The 17,072-nt window shown below is 63.9% G+C and carries 18 protein-coding genes; 15 read left to right on the top strand and 3 right to left on the bottom strand.

Annotated features, from left to right (window positions below; genetic code table 11):
- Positions 1 to 3 precede the first annotated feature (3 nt).
- The 8 genes from B4393_RS05520 to B4393_RS05490 all read left to right on the top strand — a co-directional run bounded on the left by B4393_RS05520 (position 4) and on the right by B4393_RS05490 (position 5,674).
- On the top strand, positions 4 to 849 hold the full coding sequence (locus B4393_RS05520; RefSeq protein ID WP_078333252.1) for a sugar phosphate isomerase/epimerase family protein: 846 nt from the start codon (positions 4 to 6) through the stop codon (positions 847 to 849).
- A gap of 5 nt (positions 850 to 854) precedes the next feature.
- Positions 855 to 1,694, top strand: a complete 840-nt coding sequence (locus B4393_RS05515; RefSeq protein ID WP_078333251.1) for a thioesterase family protein — start codon at positions 855 to 857, stop codon at positions 1,692 to 1,694.
- Between the two features lie 27 nt (positions 1,695 to 1,721).
- Complete coding sequence (locus B4393_RS05510) at positions 1,722 to 2,177, top strand: nitroreductase/quinone reductase family protein (RefSeq protein ID WP_070938374.1); 456 nt, start codon at positions 1,722 to 1,724, stop codon at positions 2,175 to 2,177.
- 9 nt (positions 2,178 to 2,186) lie between these two features.
- Positions 2,187 to 2,630, top strand: coding sequence for a nitroreductase/quinone reductase family protein (locus B4393_RS05505; RefSeq protein WP_070938375.1), 444 nt, complete (start codon positions 2,187 to 2,189; stop codon positions 2,628 to 2,630).
- Between the two features lie 81 nt (positions 2,631 to 2,711).
- Positions 2,712 to 3,311 carry a TetR/AcrR family transcriptional regulator gene (locus tag B4393_RS05500; protein WP_078333250.1) on the top strand — a complete coding sequence of 200 codons (600 nt, stop codon included), beginning with the start codon at positions 2,712 to 2,714 and terminating at the stop codon, positions 3,309 to 3,311.
- Positions 3,304 to 4,209 carry an FAD-dependent oxidoreductase gene (locus B4393_RS28355; RefSeq protein WP_330359270.1) on the top strand — a complete coding sequence of 302 codons (906 nt, stop codon included), beginning with the start codon at positions 3,304 to 3,306 and terminating at the stop codon, positions 4,207 to 4,209. Before B4393_RS05500 ends, B4393_RS28355 begins: the two co-directional genes overlap by 8 nt.
- An 18-nt stretch (positions 4,210 to 4,227) precedes the next feature.
- Entirely contained in the window at positions 4,228 to 4,665 is a 438-nt protein-coding gene (locus B4393_RS28350) for an FAD-dependent oxidoreductase (RefSeq protein WP_330359269.1), read from the top strand.
- A gap of 67 nt (positions 4,666 to 4,732) precedes the next feature.
- Positions 4,733 to 5,674 (top strand): R2-like ligand-binding oxidase, encoded by a 942-nt coding sequence (locus B4393_RS05490; protein WP_078333249.1) that lies wholly within the window; start codon positions 4,733 to 4,735, stop codon positions 5,672 to 5,674.
- Here the strand turns inward: B4393_RS05490 and B4393_RS05485 are convergent.
- Positions 5,671 to 6,915, bottom strand: coding sequence for a serine hydrolase domain-containing protein (locus B4393_RS05485; RefSeq protein ID WP_078333248.1), 1,245 nt, complete (start codon positions 6,913 to 6,915; stop codon positions 5,671 to 5,673). The genes B4393_RS05490 and B4393_RS05485 overlap by 4 nt on opposite strands.
- 174 nt (positions 6,916 to 7,089) lie before the next feature.
- Between B4393_RS05485 and proC the strand changes: the two genes are divergently transcribed.
- The 5 genes from proC to B4393_RS05460 all read left to right on the top strand — a co-directional run bounded on the left by proC (position 7,090) and on the right by B4393_RS05460 (position 10,893).
- A complete protein-coding gene (gene proC, locus B4393_RS05480; protein ID WP_191988848.1) occupies positions 7,090 to 7,977 on the top strand; it encodes a pyrroline-5-carboxylate reductase in 888 nt (295 codons plus the stop codon).
- A gap of 142 nt (positions 7,978 to 8,119) precedes the next feature.
- Complete coding sequence (locus B4393_RS05475) at positions 8,120 to 8,380, top strand: helix-turn-helix domain-containing protein (RefSeq protein ID WP_070938381.1); 261 nt, start codon at positions 8,120 to 8,122, stop codon at positions 8,378 to 8,380.
- Between the two features lie 196 nt (positions 8,381 to 8,576).
- On the top strand, positions 8,577 to 8,678 hold the full coding sequence (locus tag B4393_RS05470; RefSeq protein ID WP_003402602.1) for a 30S ribosomal protein bS22: 102 nt from the start codon (positions 8,577 to 8,579) through the stop codon (positions 8,676 to 8,678).
- A gap of 63 nt (positions 8,679 to 8,741) precedes the next feature.
- The gene (locus B4393_RS05465; protein ID WP_070938382.1) at positions 8,742 to 9,806 is read left to right on the top strand and encodes an SDR family oxidoreductase; all 1,065 of its coding nucleotides are present in this window, start codon (positions 8,742 to 8,744) and stop codon (positions 9,804 to 9,806) included.
- Positions 9,807 to 9,828: 22 nt separating this feature from the next.
- Positions 9,829 to 10,893 carry a lysophospholipid acyltransferase family protein gene (locus tag B4393_RS05460; protein ID WP_078333246.1) on the top strand — a complete coding sequence of 355 codons (1,065 nt, stop codon included), beginning with the start codon at positions 9,829 to 9,831 and terminating at the stop codon, positions 10,891 to 10,893.
- Positions 10,894 to 10,955: 62 nt separating this feature from the next.
- On the opposite strand, the gene B4393_RS05455 is transcribed toward B4393_RS05460, so the two are convergent.
- Together B4393_RS05455 and B4393_RS05450 are read right to left on the bottom strand one after the other, a co-directional pair.
- Positions 10,956 to 12,362, bottom strand: coding sequence for an acyltransferase family protein (locus B4393_RS05455; RefSeq protein ID WP_236743112.1), 1,407 nt, complete (start codon positions 12,360 to 12,362; stop codon positions 10,956 to 10,958).
- A 122-nt stretch (positions 12,363 to 12,484) separates the two neighbouring features.
- Entirely contained in the window at positions 12,485 to 14,524 is a 2,040-nt protein-coding gene (locus tag B4393_RS05450) for an NAD(+) synthase (RefSeq protein ID WP_078333245.1), read from the bottom strand.
- Between the two features lie 193 nt (positions 14,525 to 14,717).
- Between B4393_RS05450 and B4393_RS05445 the strand changes: the two genes are divergently transcribed.
- Positions 14,718 to 15,542, top strand: coding sequence for a slipin family protein (locus B4393_RS05445; RefSeq protein ID WP_078333244.1), 825 nt, complete (start codon positions 14,718 to 14,720; stop codon positions 15,540 to 15,542).
- Positions 15,543 to 15,763: 221 nt separating this feature from the next.
- Complete coding sequence (locus B4393_RS05440) at positions 15,764 to 16,693, top strand: NAD(P)H-dependent flavin oxidoreductase (protein WP_078333243.1); 930 nt, start codon at positions 15,764 to 15,766, stop codon at positions 16,691 to 16,693.
- The last annotated feature ends 379 nt before the right edge of the window (positions 16,694 to 17,072 follow it).

Raw genomic sequence — 17,072 nt, 5'->3', positions numbered from 1 at the left:
ACCGTGCGCCCTGCGATCAAGGTTGGTCTGTCCACGGCTTCGGTGTATCCGCTTAAAACCGAAGCGGCCTTCGAGTATGCGGCCCGGCTCGGCTACGACGGTGTCGAGCTGATGGTGTGGGCCGAGGCGGTGAGCCAGGACGTCAGTGCCGTCGCGAAACTCTCCCGCAAGTACGACATGCCGGTGTTGTCGGTGCATGCCCCGTGCCTGCTTGTGTCGCAGCGCGTTTGGGGTGCCAATCCGATTCCGAAGCTGGAACGCAGTGTTCGTGCGGCCGAGAAATTGGGCGCGCAAACCGTTGTGGTGCACCCGCCGTTTCGGTGGCAGCGCCGGTATGCCGAGGGATTCGCCGAACAGGTTGCCGTGCTCGAGGATTCGAGCGATGTACACGTGGCGGTGGAGAACATGTTCCCGCTGCGGGCCGACCGTCTCTTCGGTGCGGGACAGTCCTCGGTGGAACGCATGAAGCGCCGTGGCGGCAGGCCCGGAATCGGGGTGTCCGCCTTTGCGCCGTCATTCGATCCCACCGACGCCAACCACGCGCACTACACCCTTGACCTGTCGCATACCGCGACCGCCGGTACCGACGCGTTGGACATGATGCGCCGCATGGGATCGGGGCTGACGCATCTGCATCTCACCGATGGCACCGGCGCATCCGTCGATGAACATCTGGTGCCCGGCAAGGGAACTCAGCCCGTCGCGCAGGTATGCCGGGAGTTGGCTGCCGGCGACTTCACCGGGCAGGTGGTGCTCGAGGTACACACCTCGACCGCGCGCACCGAAGACCAGCGCGAGGCCATTTTGAGGGAGTCGCTGGAGTTCGCCAGAACTCATCTGGTGCGATAGACGGCGTGGTTGATGCCCCCTTCGCGCACGCAATGTCTCTCACCCCGGCCGGTGAAGGACTGTTTGACGCGCACCTGAATGACACCTGGACCATCGGACCCAAGCTGCACGGCGGTGTCATGCTCGCGCTGCTCGCGGGTGCGGCGCGCGAGACGCTTGCCGAAGGTCTTCGCGCAAGCGGCTCATCCGCGGGCGAGAGTGAGCCCATCGCCGTCAGCGCGAGCTATCTGTTCGCCCCGTCTCCCGGTGACATGCAGGTGCGCACCTCCGTACGCAAACGCGGCAGGCAGATCTCTCTCGTCGACGCTGAGCTCATCCAGGGCGACCGCACCGCGGTACATGCCGTCGTCACCCTCGGCACGCCAGAACTGCATGTGGGCCCGCTGCTGACGGCACTGCCGCCCGCTCTCACCCAGCTGCCCGCCGAACCGCCGCCCGGAGTGGCCCCGATTGCCGAGGGGCATCCGATGGGGGACATCTTCCATCTGTTCGGCGGGATCGATGTGCGTCCTTCGCTGCGGTCGATGAGCGATCTGAGCGAGCGCGGCAAGCCCGAGATCGTGTTGTGGGCACGCCCGCGCGATATGGCCCCCGACGGGTTGTTCGCCCTGGTATGCGGCGATATCTCGGTGCCGGTGACCTTCCCGCTGGGGCGTTTCGGCTGGGCGCCCACCGTGCAGCTGACCACGTATCTACGTACGCTGCCTGCGGACGGCTGGTTGCGAGTGTTGTGCAGCACCAACCAGATCGGCCAACACTGGTTTGACTCCGAACACACGGTGATCGACTCCGAGGGCGCTCTGGTGGTGCAGTCTCGCCAGCTCGCCATGGTGCCGGTAAACTGATCGGGCTACCTGACGAGGGAGACGGGCATGGGCGACAAGCAGAAGACACCTGACTGGCTCGCCGAGGGCGGCGCCTGGGTACTGGAAAACGGGCACCGGGCGCTGTTGAAGCTGACGGGCGGTCGCTGGCCGCACAAGCTCGGTTTCATGCCCACACTGGAGTTGCACACCATCGGACGCAAGTCCGGTGAGCGCCGCTCGTCGTTGTTGAGTTCGCCCATCTTCACGCCCGAGCGCATCGTCGTGATCGCCTCGCTGGGCGGAGCCTCCCATAACCCCGCCTGGTATTTGAATCTCGTCGCGAATCCGAATGTCGAGATCACCGTGCGCGGCGAGACCAAGCCCTACATCGCGCGCACCGCTTCGGCCGAGGAGAAGGCCGAACTCTGGCCCGAGATCACGCGCGGCGTCGGCAACCCGTACGCGGGATACCAGCGCAGCACCACCCGAGACATTCCCGTCGTCATCTGTGAACCGGTTTAGGAGATATCTGTGAGCAAGCAACCCGATTGGGCCATCCGAATTGGCGCCTGGTTCCTGGAGAACGGGCACCGCGCGGTGCTCGCGCTCACCGGCGGTCGCTATCCCAAGAAGGTGCTGGGCATGCAGCCGGTGGAGCTCTACACCATCGGCAGCAAGACGGGCCAGCGTCGCGGCACACTGCTGACCGCGCCGATCTACGAGCCCAGCAGGGTGGTGCTGGTGGCCTCCTACGGCGGCGGCACGGACAACCCGGCCTGGTACAAGAATCTCGTCAAAAACCCGGCAGTCGAAATCGCCGTGGATGACGTGACACGTCCCTTCACTGCACACACAGCCTCCGCCGAGGAGAAGGCCGCACTGTGGCCGGCGATCGTCAAGGTCAACCCGGGTTACGCGGGCTACCAGAAGAACACCGACCGGGACATCCCGGTCATCGTCTGCGTGCCTGCTTAACGCCGGCCCTGAAAATCGGGGTGCCGGCACCTCCCGAAAGCGCCATTGACGAATTGGACACTTTTTCATATTGTGTCCAACATGAAGGTGGCGACGGCGGACAACCCGCGCGACGATATTCCCGAACCCATCGTGGCGGCAGTCGCCATGACGCTGGTGCGGTCGGGTATGCAACGGTTCAATCTGTCGGCCGCGGCCGAACAGGCTGGGGTATCCCGTAGCACCCTGTACAACTGGTTTGGTGGCAAGCAGGCCGCCATCGACACCGCATTCGGTTATCTCGCCGATGCATTCATCGAGTTCTTCGCCGCGGCGGTAGGTGCCGAGAGCACGCTTGTCGATCAGGTCTCGGCCGCTGCCGCGGGGATCTGCGAGCATCGCCGCTGGACGGATCACCTGGCCCTGCACACCACCGATCTGCTAGAGCTCATCCTTGACGAGCGCGGCGAGGACCTGATGGCGCGCTCCGTGGCATTCTGGACGCCCCGCATACGGGAAGCGCAGGAACGCAAGGAGATTCCGCGTCGCATCGTGCCGGAAGAGGCCGCCGAGTGGATCATCCGAACCCTGATGAGCATCGAAGTGCTTCCGCCCATCGTGATCGACCTGTCGGATCCGGTGGCGGTGCGTCGCTACTTCGCCGACTACATCACGCACGGATTGGGTGCCGCCCGTGACTGACAGTTCCCGGCACTGCGTGGTGATCGGCGCCGGGGTGGCAGGGCTCGCCTCGGCGGTGTGGATGGCCGAGGCGGGGTACCGGGTGACGCTGTTGGAACGCCGGGCCACGCTGGGCGGCCGCACCCATTCGATCGAGATTCCCCAGGTCGACGACGTCGCCGACAATGGCGTGCACGTCATGTCCGGATCGATGGAGGAGCTGTTGCGCTACCTCGAAACCATCGGGGCGCGAGACCTTTTGGCCGCACAGTCGGGAACCTATGCACGCAGACTACTGCCCGGGGGCGAGGTGGATGACACCTCACTGTTCCGGACATTCGCGTGGCTTCCCGCCGCGAGCATCGCCGACCGGCTCCGGGTGTGGCGTGCCTACATGCGGATTGTCCGTGATTGCGCCCGACCTCCCAGTGATCTGGACACCATCACCGCGCAACAGTGGCTTGACCGCATCGGGATGCCCAAGATAGCCCGCGACACCTGGATCGATTTTCTGATCATCGGCGCACACAACGAGAAGCCGAACCTCATCTCCGCCAGCGCATTCCGCAATCTGCTGGTCACCATGGCCCGGCGCGGACGCGGTGCTGCGCGCAACGGATCGCTGCTGTACTCCACCGTGGACTTCACGTCACTGTTCGTCACCGGCGCCGAGAAGGTGCTTGCCAATCATGGCTGTGAGGTGCGTGGCCGTGCCGGTGTTCAGTCAATCACGGTGCATGACAACGCCGTTACCGGCGTGACGCTGACCGATGGCGAATTCATTGCCGCCGATGCGGTGATCTGCGCCGTCCCGCCCTGGGCGATCGAGGGACTGCTCGACGCGGTACCCGGGCATGAGCAGTTGTACCGGGCGGCGGCCAATCTCGTCCCCGCTCCACTGGTGAGTGTGTACCTGTAACTCGATAAATCGCTGGGATTGGAAACCATCCTCGACGCCCTGGTGGGCGGCGAAGGTGTTGTCGAGCAAGTCTTCGATCGGCAGAAGATGGTGGGGTACGACGGCGGCGAACGCGGACTGCATTCGTACGAGATCACGGTCAGCGCCGCGTATGCGTTGAACTCACTGAAGTCGAGTAGCGAGATCGTCGACACCTGTATGCGGTTCTTGCGCGACTACTATCCGGCAGCCCGGGATGCGGAATTGGTGCACGCCAAGGTCGTGCGGATGCCGCGCGCCACGTACAGCGAACGTCCGGGTACGGCCGGCACCCGCCCGCCGCAGCTCACCACGGTGCGCGGGTTGGCGCTCGCCGGTGACTGGACCGCGACCGACTTCCCGTCGACCATCGGTGGGGCCGCGCAGAGCGCGGAGCTGGCGACCCGTGCGATTCTCGATCAGATGCCAGTGGGCTGAGCCCTTGATTGTGAGCCGCCTCACATTCAGCATGGGTACTAGGTCAATGTCGACACTAGGAGGCCCTATGACGCGCACACAGTATGGATCGCTGCAGGCCGGAGGGCTCAACTGGGATTCCTTGCCGCTCAAGCTGTTCGCGGGTGGTAACGCGAAATTTTGGGACCCGGCCGGTATCGATTTCTCGCGCGACCGAGCCGACTGGGAGTCGCTCACCGATCGCGAACGTGACTACGCCACCCGGCTGTGCGCACAGTTCATCGCGGGGGAGGAGTCGGTGACCCAGGATATCCAGCCATTCATGTCGGCCATGCGTGCCGAGGGGCGACTCGGTGACGAAATGTACCTGACACAGTTCGCTTTCGAGGAAGCCAAGCACACTCAGGTGTTCCGGCTATGGCTCGACGCGGTAGGCGTCAGCGCGGACCTGCACGGATATCTCGATGAGCTTCCCGCGTATCGCGAGATCTTCTTCGAGGAACTTCCCGATGCTCTCGGGCGGCTCGCCTCCGACCCGTCGCCGGCGGCGCAGGTTCGCGCCTCGGTGACCTACAACCACGTTGTGGAGGGCATGCTCGCACTCACGGGATACTATGCGTGGCACAAGATTTGCGTCGACCGGGGGATCCTCCCCGGTATGCAGGAGCTGGTTCGCCGGATCGGCGACGACGAGCGGCGCCACATGGCCTGGGGCACCTTCACCTGCCGTCGTCACGTCGCGGCCGACGATGTGAACTGGTCGGTGTTCGAGGCTCGCATGAACGAACTCATCCCGATCGCCCTGCGTCTCACCGAGGAAGGGTTCGGACTTTACGGGGAAGATACCCCGTTCGGGCTTTCCCTCGACGAGTTCATGCAGTACTCCGCCGACAAAGGCATGCGCCGATTCGGAACCATCAGCAGCGCCCGCGGCCGCCCGCTCGGAGAGATCGACCTCGACTACTCGCCGCTCCAGCTGGAGGACACGTTCGCCGCCGAGGATCGGCAGGCACTGGCCGCCACGGCCTAGCGAGCGCTCCGCACGGTCGCGGCCCATAGTCGGGGGAAGGCCACATTGTGCATCGGATTGGGCAGTATCAGGTGGTTGTGTGCTAGCCCAACAGCGATGTGGCGCTTCGGGTCTGCCCATCCGGTGGAACCGCCCGCGCCCATGTGGCCGAAACCGCCCACCAGGCCCGGGGCCGGGAAGCAGTGGTAGCCGAGGTCCCAAATGTCCCGGGTGACAGGAAGGCCGGGCCTGATCCCGCGCCCACGGGCAAGCTCGGCGGTCTTCTCGGCCGACAACAGCTGCCGACCGTCGACGCTTCCTCGATTGCTCAACGCGGCGTAGAGCTTGGCCAGCGCCGGTGCGGTGCAGATGGCGTTGGCCGCGCCCATCTGGGTGTCGAACAGCGGTGCGCTGGTGTGCCCGTTGTCGGCGATGATGCGTTCGGCCCCGGGGACGTGGATCGCGCCGGTGGCCCCCCGCGCGGCCGGGATGGCGTCGACGAGGCGTGCTCCGATGGACAGGCCACGAGACAGGAACGGAGTGTTCACCGCTTTGTCGAGTTGCGCGTAGATTCCGGCGGGAATGGTCGGCGAATCTGCCGGCGGGCGCCCCAGGTGGATGCCATCGACCCCAAGGGGTTCGGCGATCTCGGCCCGGTACAGCGCGCGCATGTCGTGTCCGGTGATCGCCCGTCCGAGCCCGGCCAGCAGCCAGCCGTAGCTCATCGCGTGGTAGGCGGCCTTCCCGTAGAAGCGTCCGACGGGTGCGGCGGCGAGTCGTTCCTCCATGAGCTCGTGGTCGAGCAGTTCCTCGGGTGTGGAGGCCAGCGGGGCGAGTGCGGCCAGTCCCGACTTGTGCGCCAAGACCTCTCGGATCGTGATCGATTCCTTGCCGTTGGCGGCGAACTCCGGCCAGTACCGGGCCACCGGAGCGTCATAGGCCAGCAGCCCGCGGTCGGCCAGCCGATGAATCACGGTGGCGGTCACCCCCTTGGATGCCGAATACACGAGAGGCGCGGTGTCGTGTGTCCAGGACATGCCCGGCCGCGCCTCACCGGCCCAGATATCGAGCACCTGTTCGCCGTCGACATACGCGCAGAGCGCGCCGCCACCGATGCGGTCGACATACATCGACGCGAACTTCCGGACCACCCGGTCGAATTCGGGACGGGCCCAGCCGTGCACCCCGCCGACCAGATCGGTGCGGCCGGGACTGGGCGCGACAACAGGGGCCGTCTGCACGCGACGCTGCGGTTGTGACATATGTAACTTGTAGTCCGGATATCGATCTTCGCGCTACTACCGCAGGTCAGGTCTGCGAATAGTCACAAACCCGGCCGAATGTGGATATTGGCGCCCACATACTGCTCACGGCACCCCACGCATGCCCGGAAAGCCGTTTCCTGACGTGGTAATTGGTCTGCCATGCTGGTCGGCATGTCCAGAATCGCGATTATCGGTGGCGGCAATATCGGCGAAGCACTTATCTCCGGGCTGTTGAGGGCCGGACGGCAAGCCAAGGACATCGTCGTCTCGGAGAAGGTTCCGGCCCGGGCCAAGGCCCTCGCGGAGGCGTACTCCATCCGGATCAGCGAAGTGGCCGACGCCGTCGAGGGCGCCGATTTCATCGTGGTGGCAGTCAAGCCGTCCGATGTGGAGAGCGCGACGACGGAGATCGCCGCTGCGCTGGCGAAACTGGATGCCGAGGGTAGTGAACGCGAGACCGACCAGGTGCTGGTGTCGGTGGCCGCCGGGGTCTCCACGAGCTTCTTCGAATCCAAGTTGGCCGCCGGAGCGCCGGTGGTGCGCGTGATGCCCAACGCCCCGATGCTGGTCGGCGCCGGGGTCAGCGCCCTGGCCAAGGGACGATTCGCGAATGACGAGCAGCTCAGCGCCGTCGCCGAGCTGCTGGAGTCGGTGGGCTCGGTTATTACGGTGGCCGAATCACAGATGGACACCGTCACCGCACTGTCCGGATCGGGCCCGGCGTACTTCTTTCTGCTCGTCGAGGCGCTGGTCGATGCGGGTGTCGCGTCGGGTCTGGCTCGCCCCGTTGCCACCGATCTGGTCATCCAAACCATGGCCGGATCCGCCGCGATGCTCCTGGAACGAGCCGAATCGGACGGAAATCGTGCCCCCGGGCTCCAGACCCGTACCGAGGTCGATACGACCGCCGCCGAGCTACGCGCGACGATTACCTCGCCGGGTGGTACTACCGCCGCTGCGCTGCGCGAATTGGAACGCGGAGGTTTGCGGGCAAGCGTCTATGCGGCTGTGGATGCCGCAAAAACACGCTCCGAGCAGCTCGGAATCACATCAGAGTAATTTAACCAAATCTTGATCAATTAGCCCACACGGGTATCAGTAACCCCACTGGTCCCGCTATTCTCCTTCTAGCACGTGCGTGTCCGTACCGCCGATGGGGAAGATTGGCGGCACGACACGTGCCTAGGGAAATGGGTATGCGATGACGTCAATGAATGGGCCATCCGCACGCGACGGGGCCGGCGCCAAGCCGGGCCGGGACGCGGCGGCCGCTGGCCAGTCCGGGAAGGCTCAGTTCCTTACAGTCGCCGAGGTCGCCGCGCTGATGCGCGTCAGCAAGATGACTGTCTACCGGCTGGTGCACAACGGAGAGCTGCCCGCGGTGCGGGTCGGCCGGTCGTTCCGTGTGCATGCCAAGGCGGTCAACGATCTGCTGCAGGCCTCCTACTTCGACGCCGGATAGGCAGTCGCAAGCGGGAGGTGTCCCCCGGCGGGCTATCCGGTTCTGCCGGTTTCCTGACCTGAGGCCGCAGCAGGTAGAGTCATGCGGCACCCTGGCGTAAGCCTTTGTGGGGTTAGGGCGCCTTGTGTACGGCTGGCATAAGCCGCTGTGCACGCGTCCACGGTAAAGACGATTTCAAAGTAGTTAGCAGGAGTTCATGGGTTCAGTTATCAAGAAGCGGCGTAAGCGTATGTCCAAGAAGAAGCACCGCAAGCTGCTTCGCCGCACCCGGGTTCAGCGCAGAAAACTCGGTAAGTAAACCTTGCGTTAGTGGGCATCCGCTCGGGATGCCCATTGGTGCTGTGATGGATAGGCTTCGTCCGTGAGCACCGGTGAGACCAATCTGCATTACCCACGGGTGGTGCTGGTCACCGGGGCCAGCCGATTCCTCGGGGGCTACCTGGCTGCGCGCCTGGTACAGAACCCGATGATCAACCGCGTCATCGCGGTGGATGCTGTCGCTCCAAGCAAGGACCTGCTGCGCAGGATGGGCCGGGCCGAGTTCGTACGGGCCGATATCCGCAACCCATTCATCGCGAAGGTCATTCGCAACGGTGAGGTCGACACGGTGGTGCACACCGCGTCGGCCTCGTACTCGCCGCGTTCGGGTGGGCGTGCCGCGCTCAAGGAATTGAACGTGATGGGCGCGATGCAGCTGTTCGCGGCGTGCCAGAAGGCACCCACGGTGCAGCGTGTCGTCGTCAAATCCACCGCGCAGGTGTACGGGGCGAGTGCTCGCGACCCGGTGATGTTCACCGAAGAGATGAGCGCACGCCGCCCACCGGCCGACGGGTTCGCCCGGGACAGCATCGACATCGAGAGCTATGCGCGTGGCTTGGGTCGGCGGCGTCCCGATGTCGCGGTGACGATCCTGCGGTTGGCCAATCTGATCGGCCCCGGTATGGATACCGCGCTGGCTCGCTACCTGGCGGGCCCGGTGGTCCCCACCATGCTCGGGCGCGATGCTCGGCTGCAGCTGCTGCACGAACAGGATGCGCTGGGTGCGCTCGAACGCGCCACCATGGCCGGTAAGGCCGGCACGTTCAACATCGCGGCCGACGGCATGATGATGATGTCGCAGGCCGTCCGCCGTTCCGGGCAACTCGGTATTCCCGTGCCGTCGTTTGCGGTAGCCGCGATCGCGTCCTTCACCAAGGGCACCAGGTACACCGAACTGAGCTCCGAGCAGCGCGACTGGCTTGCATACGGACGGGCCATGGACATCACCCGCATGAAATCCGAGCTCGGATACCAGCCCAAGTGGACGACCATCGGGGCCTTCGGAGATTACGTAAGGGGTCGCGGGATCACTCCAGTTATCGAGCCGGAGTGGGTACGCTCATTGGGAGATCGCGCGGTGGCATTCGCGCAGAAGATCAGTTCGTAGAAATAGGGTGGAGGTGAAAAGCATGGCCGGCGAGACAAAGGCGAAAGTCATTCAACTGCAGGCTAATTCGGAACGCCATGCTGCCCGCGCTCGCCGGGCCGAGGCGCGGGCCGATGCCGGTAGGCGGCACCCGTCAGCGTTGACCAACGACGCCCCGGCAACGGACACGGCCGCGGTAATCCATGACCTCAACGAGATCCGCGCGGCACAGGGCAACGCACCCGTGGGCGATGAGGAGTCGCTGACCGCGCTCGCGGCCAACATTGCCGCCGTGACTGAGTTCATTCGCCGCCGCGTCGGTGGCGACTACAGCGTCGATGATTTCGGCTTCGATGAACACCTCAACGAATCGCTGCTACTTCCGTTGCTGCGGCCACTGTTCAACCGGTGGTTCAGAGTGGACGTGACCGGGGTGGAGAACATCCCGGCTACCGGTGGAGCCCTTGTGGTGGCTAACCACGCAGGTGTGCTGCCGCTGGACGGGCTGATGCTGTCGGTGGCCGTGCACGACCGCTGCCCGGGCAACCGCACCCTGCGTAACCTCGCCGCCGATATGGTGTTCGACGCGCCGTTCCTGGGGCAGCTGGCGCGAAAAGCCGGCCATACGCTGGCCTGCACGTCTGACGCGCACCGGCTACTGTCCGCGGGCGAGTTGACCGCCGTGTTCCCCGAGGGATACAAGGGGCTGGGCAAGCCGTTCAAGGATCGCTACAAGCTGCAGCGGTTCGGCCGCGGAGGTTTCGTGGCGGCGGCCATCCGCACCGGGGCGCCGATCATCCCGTGCTCGATCGTCGGGTCCGAGGAGATTTACCCGATGATCGCCGACCTGAAGGTGATCGCCCGGCTGTTCGGCCTACCGTACTTCCCGGTGACCCCGCTGTTCCCGGCGGCCGGTCCGGTCGGGCTGGTCCCGCTGCCGTCCAAGTGGCATATCGAGTTCGGCACGCCGATCCCGACCGACGGATTCGACGAAGCCGCCGCCGACGACCCGATGGTGACCTTCGATGTCACCGATCAGGTGCGCGAGACCATTCAGCAGACGCTGTACCGGCTGCTGGCGGGCCGGCGCAACATGTTCTTCGGCTAGAACGCGATCCTGTCTAGCCATCCATTGCGCTGCCACGGTTAGAGGTCTGTACCGAGCGCGGATCACGCTCTGCCGCTAGATGTTTGATGCGCTCGTGATGGTGTTGTCAATGAATGTGAGAGGGCGACCAGCCCCACGCCAGCTGCATAGACCAGTGCGGCGAGCGCCGGAAACTTCCCATTCGGGGCGAATCCCGCAACAGCGAACTGCGCCAGGGCCGCCGCCGCGATCGCCGTGCCCACCACGAGCAAAAGTGCGTTCAACCACGATGAGGCCCGCAGTGCGACAACGGGTATCGCACGCGTTCTCCGCTGGATACGGGACCGCAATGTCGACAACAACATCATGATCGCCGCGGTGAATGCGAGCAGGGTCGCCACCCACACCACTCGAGATAGCCACCACGCGCCCGAACCGAGCGTTGGCCGAGGTATCAAATGTGCCGGATAGCCGACGAGCACCACCACAACCACCGCGATCATGTGCCACAGGTACAGCGCCATCACATTGGCGTTCACCACCATGAGGAGCCGTCGCCAGCGCGAGCGTTGCAACCAGCGCGTCACGGCCGGTGCCGCGGCAAGCAGCAGCCCCGATTGGACGGCCGCGAATGCGAGTAATGCGATAGTCGGCGGTGAACTGTTGCGCACCGGCTGGCCGGGGACTCCCAGCATGCTTACCGGATACGGGCCCAGCCACACCAGAGCTGCCAGTGTGATTGCCGCACCAGCCGCCAAGAGAATCGGGCTCCGCCCTGTCAATGCTCCGCCGAACCAGGCGACGCCGATCTGGTAGATCGCGGTCCATACGAACAGATAGTTCGCTACACCGATCACCGGCACTCCCGCACCGAGCGTGGCGATGTCGATGGCGGCGGCGCAGAGCGCCAGCGCGACCAGTACGGCCAACCCCCGTCGTCGATGAGCCGACACCAGCCACGGCGTCAGTGACACCGTGGCGAGATACACCGGTAGGAACCACAGATGCATGGCGATTGCCCACGCGCCCAGCTCCACAGTCGTTCCGCCCATACCGATTCCGCACAGCACGCCTACCACCGCGAGCGCGGCCGCGACATACACAGTGGTTGGCCCGAGTGTTGTGGTCACGCGATGGCGAATCCAATCCAGGGCACGATCGCCGTGGGTGTCACGCCAACGCGTCCACGACGCCGCATTGGCGTAGCCGGCCACCACGAAGAACACCGGGACTACCTGGAATATCAAAGTCAGCCACTGCGTCCAAGGCATCTCGACGAGCACATTCAGATAGACGAAGTGCCCGTCCTGATAGTTCACGGCGGACGCCAGCCAATGGCCCAGCACCACAATGACGACGGCCGAGACCCGGTAGAGATCGAGCGAGAGCTCGCGGGCCGGCCCGGGCTCCGCACCGCTGTGGGACGGCCGGTCGATCGACCGGCCGCGGCGAACGGAATCGTCGAGACCTTCGCGACCCATCTCGATCATGTCGTCAGCGTTCACCGCGAGCGCTGGATTCAGTAGTGACTTACGGCCTCTATGCGCAGGTCGTTTGCCCGACAAGCTCAGTGAATGAGCCGCGGGCATGTCGCCAATGTCGGCGTGCACGCCTAATCTGCGGGCACGTGGCGTCTGATCTCGTCGAGCCAGACACGAGCCGACATATCCGACGGTGCCCTCCAGTCGCCACGCGGAGAGAGTGCGCCCCCCGACGAGGCCTTGGGTCCGTTAGGCATCGCCGAACGCTTGAATTGGGAGAAGGCGTAGAAACGCTCGACGAATATCTCAAGCCAATGGCGAATCACCTTGAGTGAGTACGACGGTCGCTGGCTGGGCGGATAGCCGGGTGGCCACCTTCCGTCGTCGGCCTCCCGCCACGCATGCCAAGCCAAGAATGCGATCCGCGACGGCCTGAATCCGCGCAATGCGTAGTAGAGGGAAAAGTCTTGCAGTGCATATGGACCCACGATGGCCTCGCTGCTTTGAACCACCTGGTCCTCGCCCGCAGGCACCAACTCGGGGGTGATCTGGGTGTCCACAACCGACTGCAGTAGGGCATTGACCTCGGTGGTGAACTGCCCGGACAAGATAACCCAGCGAATGAGGTGCTGGATCAACGTTTTCGGAACCCCGCAGTTGACGTTGTAATGGGACATTTGGTCTCCCACACCATAGGTTGACCAACCGAGTGCGATCTCCGAAAGATCACCGGTGCCCAGCACTATGCCGCCGCGCTGGTTCGCCAACCGGAACAGATGGTCGGTGCGCAAGCCGGCCTGCACATTCTCGAATGTGACGTCGTAGACCTTCTCGCCACGTGCGTAAGGATGGCGCAACTGGGTCAACATCAGCTCTGCGGCGTCGCGGATGTCGATCTCCTCAAGCGTGACATCGAGCGCTTGGCTTAACGCGATGGCGTTGTGTCTGGTCCGGTCACCGGTGCCGAATCCGGGCATTGTGAAAGCCAATATGTCGCTGCGTGGCCGGCCCAAGCGATCCATTGCCCTGGCGGCGACGATCAATGCATGCGTGGAGTCGATTCCACCCGACACGCCTATCACCACCTTCGGGTGGTTCAGCGCGCGCAACCGCTGCTCCAGGCCGGCGACTTGAATGGAATAGGCTTCGTAGCAATCCTGTTGCAGCCGTTCAGGATCGGCGGGAACAAATGGGAATCGCTCGACGACCCGGCGCAGGCCGACGTTTCCGGCGGGGGTTTCGAGAGTGAATTCGATGCGTCGAGCCCACTCCTCACCGATGCCGAGATGACGACGGTTGTCGTCGAAGGTTCCCACGGTCGACCGCTCGGAGCGGAGCAACTCTAGGTCGATATCGGCCACAGACGCCCGCGGACCTTGCGGAAATCGCTCCGATTCGGCGAGCAGGACACCATTTTCGTAGATCAAGGTTTGACCGTCCCACGCCAGATCGGTGCTGGATTCGCCCTCACCCGCTGCTGCGAAGACGTACGCCGCGAGGCAGCGTGCTGACGCCGAACGCACGAGCAACCTTCGGGCCTCGGCACGGCCGACGGTGACCGGGCTGCCCGAGAGATTGACCAGCACCGTGGCGCCGGCGAGGGCCGCCCGCGCGCTCGGTGGAACGGGGACCCACATGTCTTCGCAGATCTCGACGTGCAACAAGAATCCGGGGAGGTCCGTGGCAGCGAATAGAAGATCGGGCCCGAACGGGACCGTGGCGCCGGCGATGGCGATGGTGCCGCGCACATCATCGCCGGGCGCAACTTGGCGTCGTTCGTAGAACTCCCTGTACGTGGGCAGATACGACTTGGGTACCACTCCGAGGACTGCGCCTCGGTGGATCACCACCGCGCAGTTGTAGATGCGGTGTCGATAACGCAGGGGTGCTCCCACGACCAGAACCGGTAATAGGTCGCCCGCTCCGACCACCACCTGCTGCAGGGCCTCCTCAACTGCATCGAGGAGCGTGTCCTGTCGGACGATGTCATCGATCGAATAACCCGACAAGGTCAGTTCCGGGAATACTGCCAAAGCCACTGCGTCGGCGTGACATTCGCGGGCCATCTGCAGCACCGATGCGGCATTGGCCACGGGATCACCGATCGTCGTGCGTAGCGTGCACGCAGCTACACGGGCGAAGCCTTGCCGGTAGATCGAATAGAAGTCCACTACGCCATTGTCGCTGCTGCGTACTCATTATGGAGTCGCTGAGGCGAACAACTCGGCGACCCGTGTCTATCGCCGCACAGGTGACCTAGGTCCCGGTCGATTCGTATCAATTTCCCTCGTCTAGGGGGGTGGTGGGCGGCAGGATCGGATCTGCAGAGGGTGTTAACCACCGCGAGGAAAGGTCGGGAAGACCATGACTGCAAGAATTGTTCTTGCAATAGCGATCATCACCGTTATTGTGTTGGGGCTCTTAGCTTTGGGTGCTGTGCGCATCGTGCAGCAGTACGAGCGGGGCGTACACTTCCGTCTGGGGCGGGTGATTGGCGTTCGCGAACCCGGATTGCGGCTGATTATTCCGGTGATCGATAGGCTCTGGCGCGTGTCACTGCGCATCGTGACCATGCCGATCCAATCGCAGGGAATCATCACGCGAGACAACGTCAGCATCGACATCGCCGCAGTTGCCTATTTCCGAGTGATTGACGCTCGCAAGGCTGTGGTTGCGATCGAAAACGTCCATGCCGCAATCAATCAGATCGCTCAGACGACCATGCGTAACGTGGTGGGCCAACATGCGCTGGACGAAGTGCTTGCAGAGACATCGGCCATCAACGGCAGTATCCGGAAAATTCTGGATGTCACCACCATGGACTGGGGAGTGGAGGTCACGTTGGTGGAACTCAAAGACATACAACTGCCCGACGGCATGAAACGGGCGATGGCCCGCGAAGCAGAGGCCGAGCGCGAAAAGCGCGCCAAAATCATTGCCGCCGAGGGAGAGGCGCGCGCCGCAACAGCGCTGGGGGAGGCCTCCGACACCATGATGCAGCATCCGTTGGCCCTGCAGTTGAGGAATCTTCAGACCCTTGTTGAACTGGGTGTCGAGAAGAACACCACCATCGTCTTCCCGGCTCCACTGATGAGTGCCATCACCGAACTGGGCCACTTCCTAACGAACGAATCGGCTGCGACCACCGCGCTTACCAAAAGTCAGATACCGGAGTTAGCGACAAACTGACTGGAGGGATTCCCCAAGTTCGATCAGTCCCGGCGACTTCGACGCCATAGGCAGACTGCACGCTGAGCTCTCAGCGAGGACGTGAGCCAATGATGGTCGACTTATTTGTCGTCGGCAGTTACGGGGCGTGGGGGCTTGGTGGGCGATCGGCTGGGAATGAATGAAGAGGGAATTGTCTGGGGGCGGATGATCACGATCGGTGACCGGCGTAGGTTCGACGCGTGATCACCAACCGGATAACCGGACTACTTGGCGTTGAGCGGCCGATCGTGCAGGCGCCCATGGGATGGATAGCGCGATCCCAGCTCGCCAGCGCGGTCTGCAATGCCGGTGGTTTGGGCATCATCGAAACCAGTTCGGGTGAGCTTGATGCCATCAAGGCCGAGATCCGAGCCATGCGTGAGCTCACCGATAAACCCTTTGGCGTCAACATCGCGCAGGCGTTCGTGCGCGACCCCTCCATTGCACAGTTCGTGGTCGATCAGGGCGTAACCTTTGTGACCACCAGCGCCGGGGACCCCAACAAGTACACCCGCATCCTGAAGGACAATGGACTCAAGGTCTTTCACGTCGTCCCTACGTTGGCCGCGGCGCTCAAAGCCGTCGATGCCGGAGTCGACGGGCTGGTGGTGGAAGGCGTCGAGGGCGGCGGATTCAAGGACCCGAAGGGCGCGTCGACCATGGTGTTGCTGCCGCTGGTGCGATCGCACGTCGATGTCCCGATTATCGCCGCCGGAGGGATCTGCGACGGCGCCTCGATGGCCGCCGCGTTCGCGCTCGGTGCTGAGGGCGTGCAGATGGGAACCCGGATGATGTCGGCCGCGGAATCACCCATCCACGGGAACTGGAAGGCTGCGGTGGTCGCGGCCCGCGAAACCGACACCGTGCTGCTCAACCGGCTCACCAAGCCGGGCCTGCGGGCGCTGCGCAGCGAGCGCACCGAAGAGCTGGAGCGACGAGATCTGGTGTCGCTCATGGAGACGGGGAATCCGAAGGACCTCTACTTCGGTGGTGACATGAACACTTTCGTCCCGTTGGGCGGCCAGGTGGCCGGACGCATCGGCGCCGTCGAGTCGGTCCAGGACATCCTGGACGCCACCATGGATGAGTTCACCGCTGTGATCGCTACGCTCGCTACCCGATACAGCTGACCACGATTTTCTGTAGAGGGCCCGATAACAGACCGCGCCTACCGCATCGTGGCCGTCTGCCGCCCGGAGTGCCGAGGGATATCCACCGGCTAACAGGTCGACTGCACGGATTTCCGCGTCGATCGTCTGCTGTCATCGTCGCTGATCTCGGCTGTACTGGCCAGTGGGGATCCAGTTCAGCAAATTTAGACAAGCGCCATACCGGGTGCTGCCGGTAGTTGTCCGCAAACAGCGTGGGATCGCCTGTAACGAATGGGTTGCTGTGCCGATAGGGACTATTGATGTTAGCCTTCTATCCATCGAGGGGGGCGCTTCACCGCTGCACCGCTACCCTGAATTGAGGATCATTGTTGTGACTCAACATTCGCTGGAAAGTGAG

The organism is Mycobacteroides franklinii (assembly GCF_002013895.1).
GTDB classification, from domain to species: Bacteria; Actinomycetota; Actinomycetes; order Mycobacteriales; family Mycobacteriaceae; genus Mycobacterium; species Mycobacterium franklinii.
The sequence above is the reverse complement of the archived record's forward strand: the minus strand, read 5'-3'. Positions and strand labels throughout refer to the sequence as shown.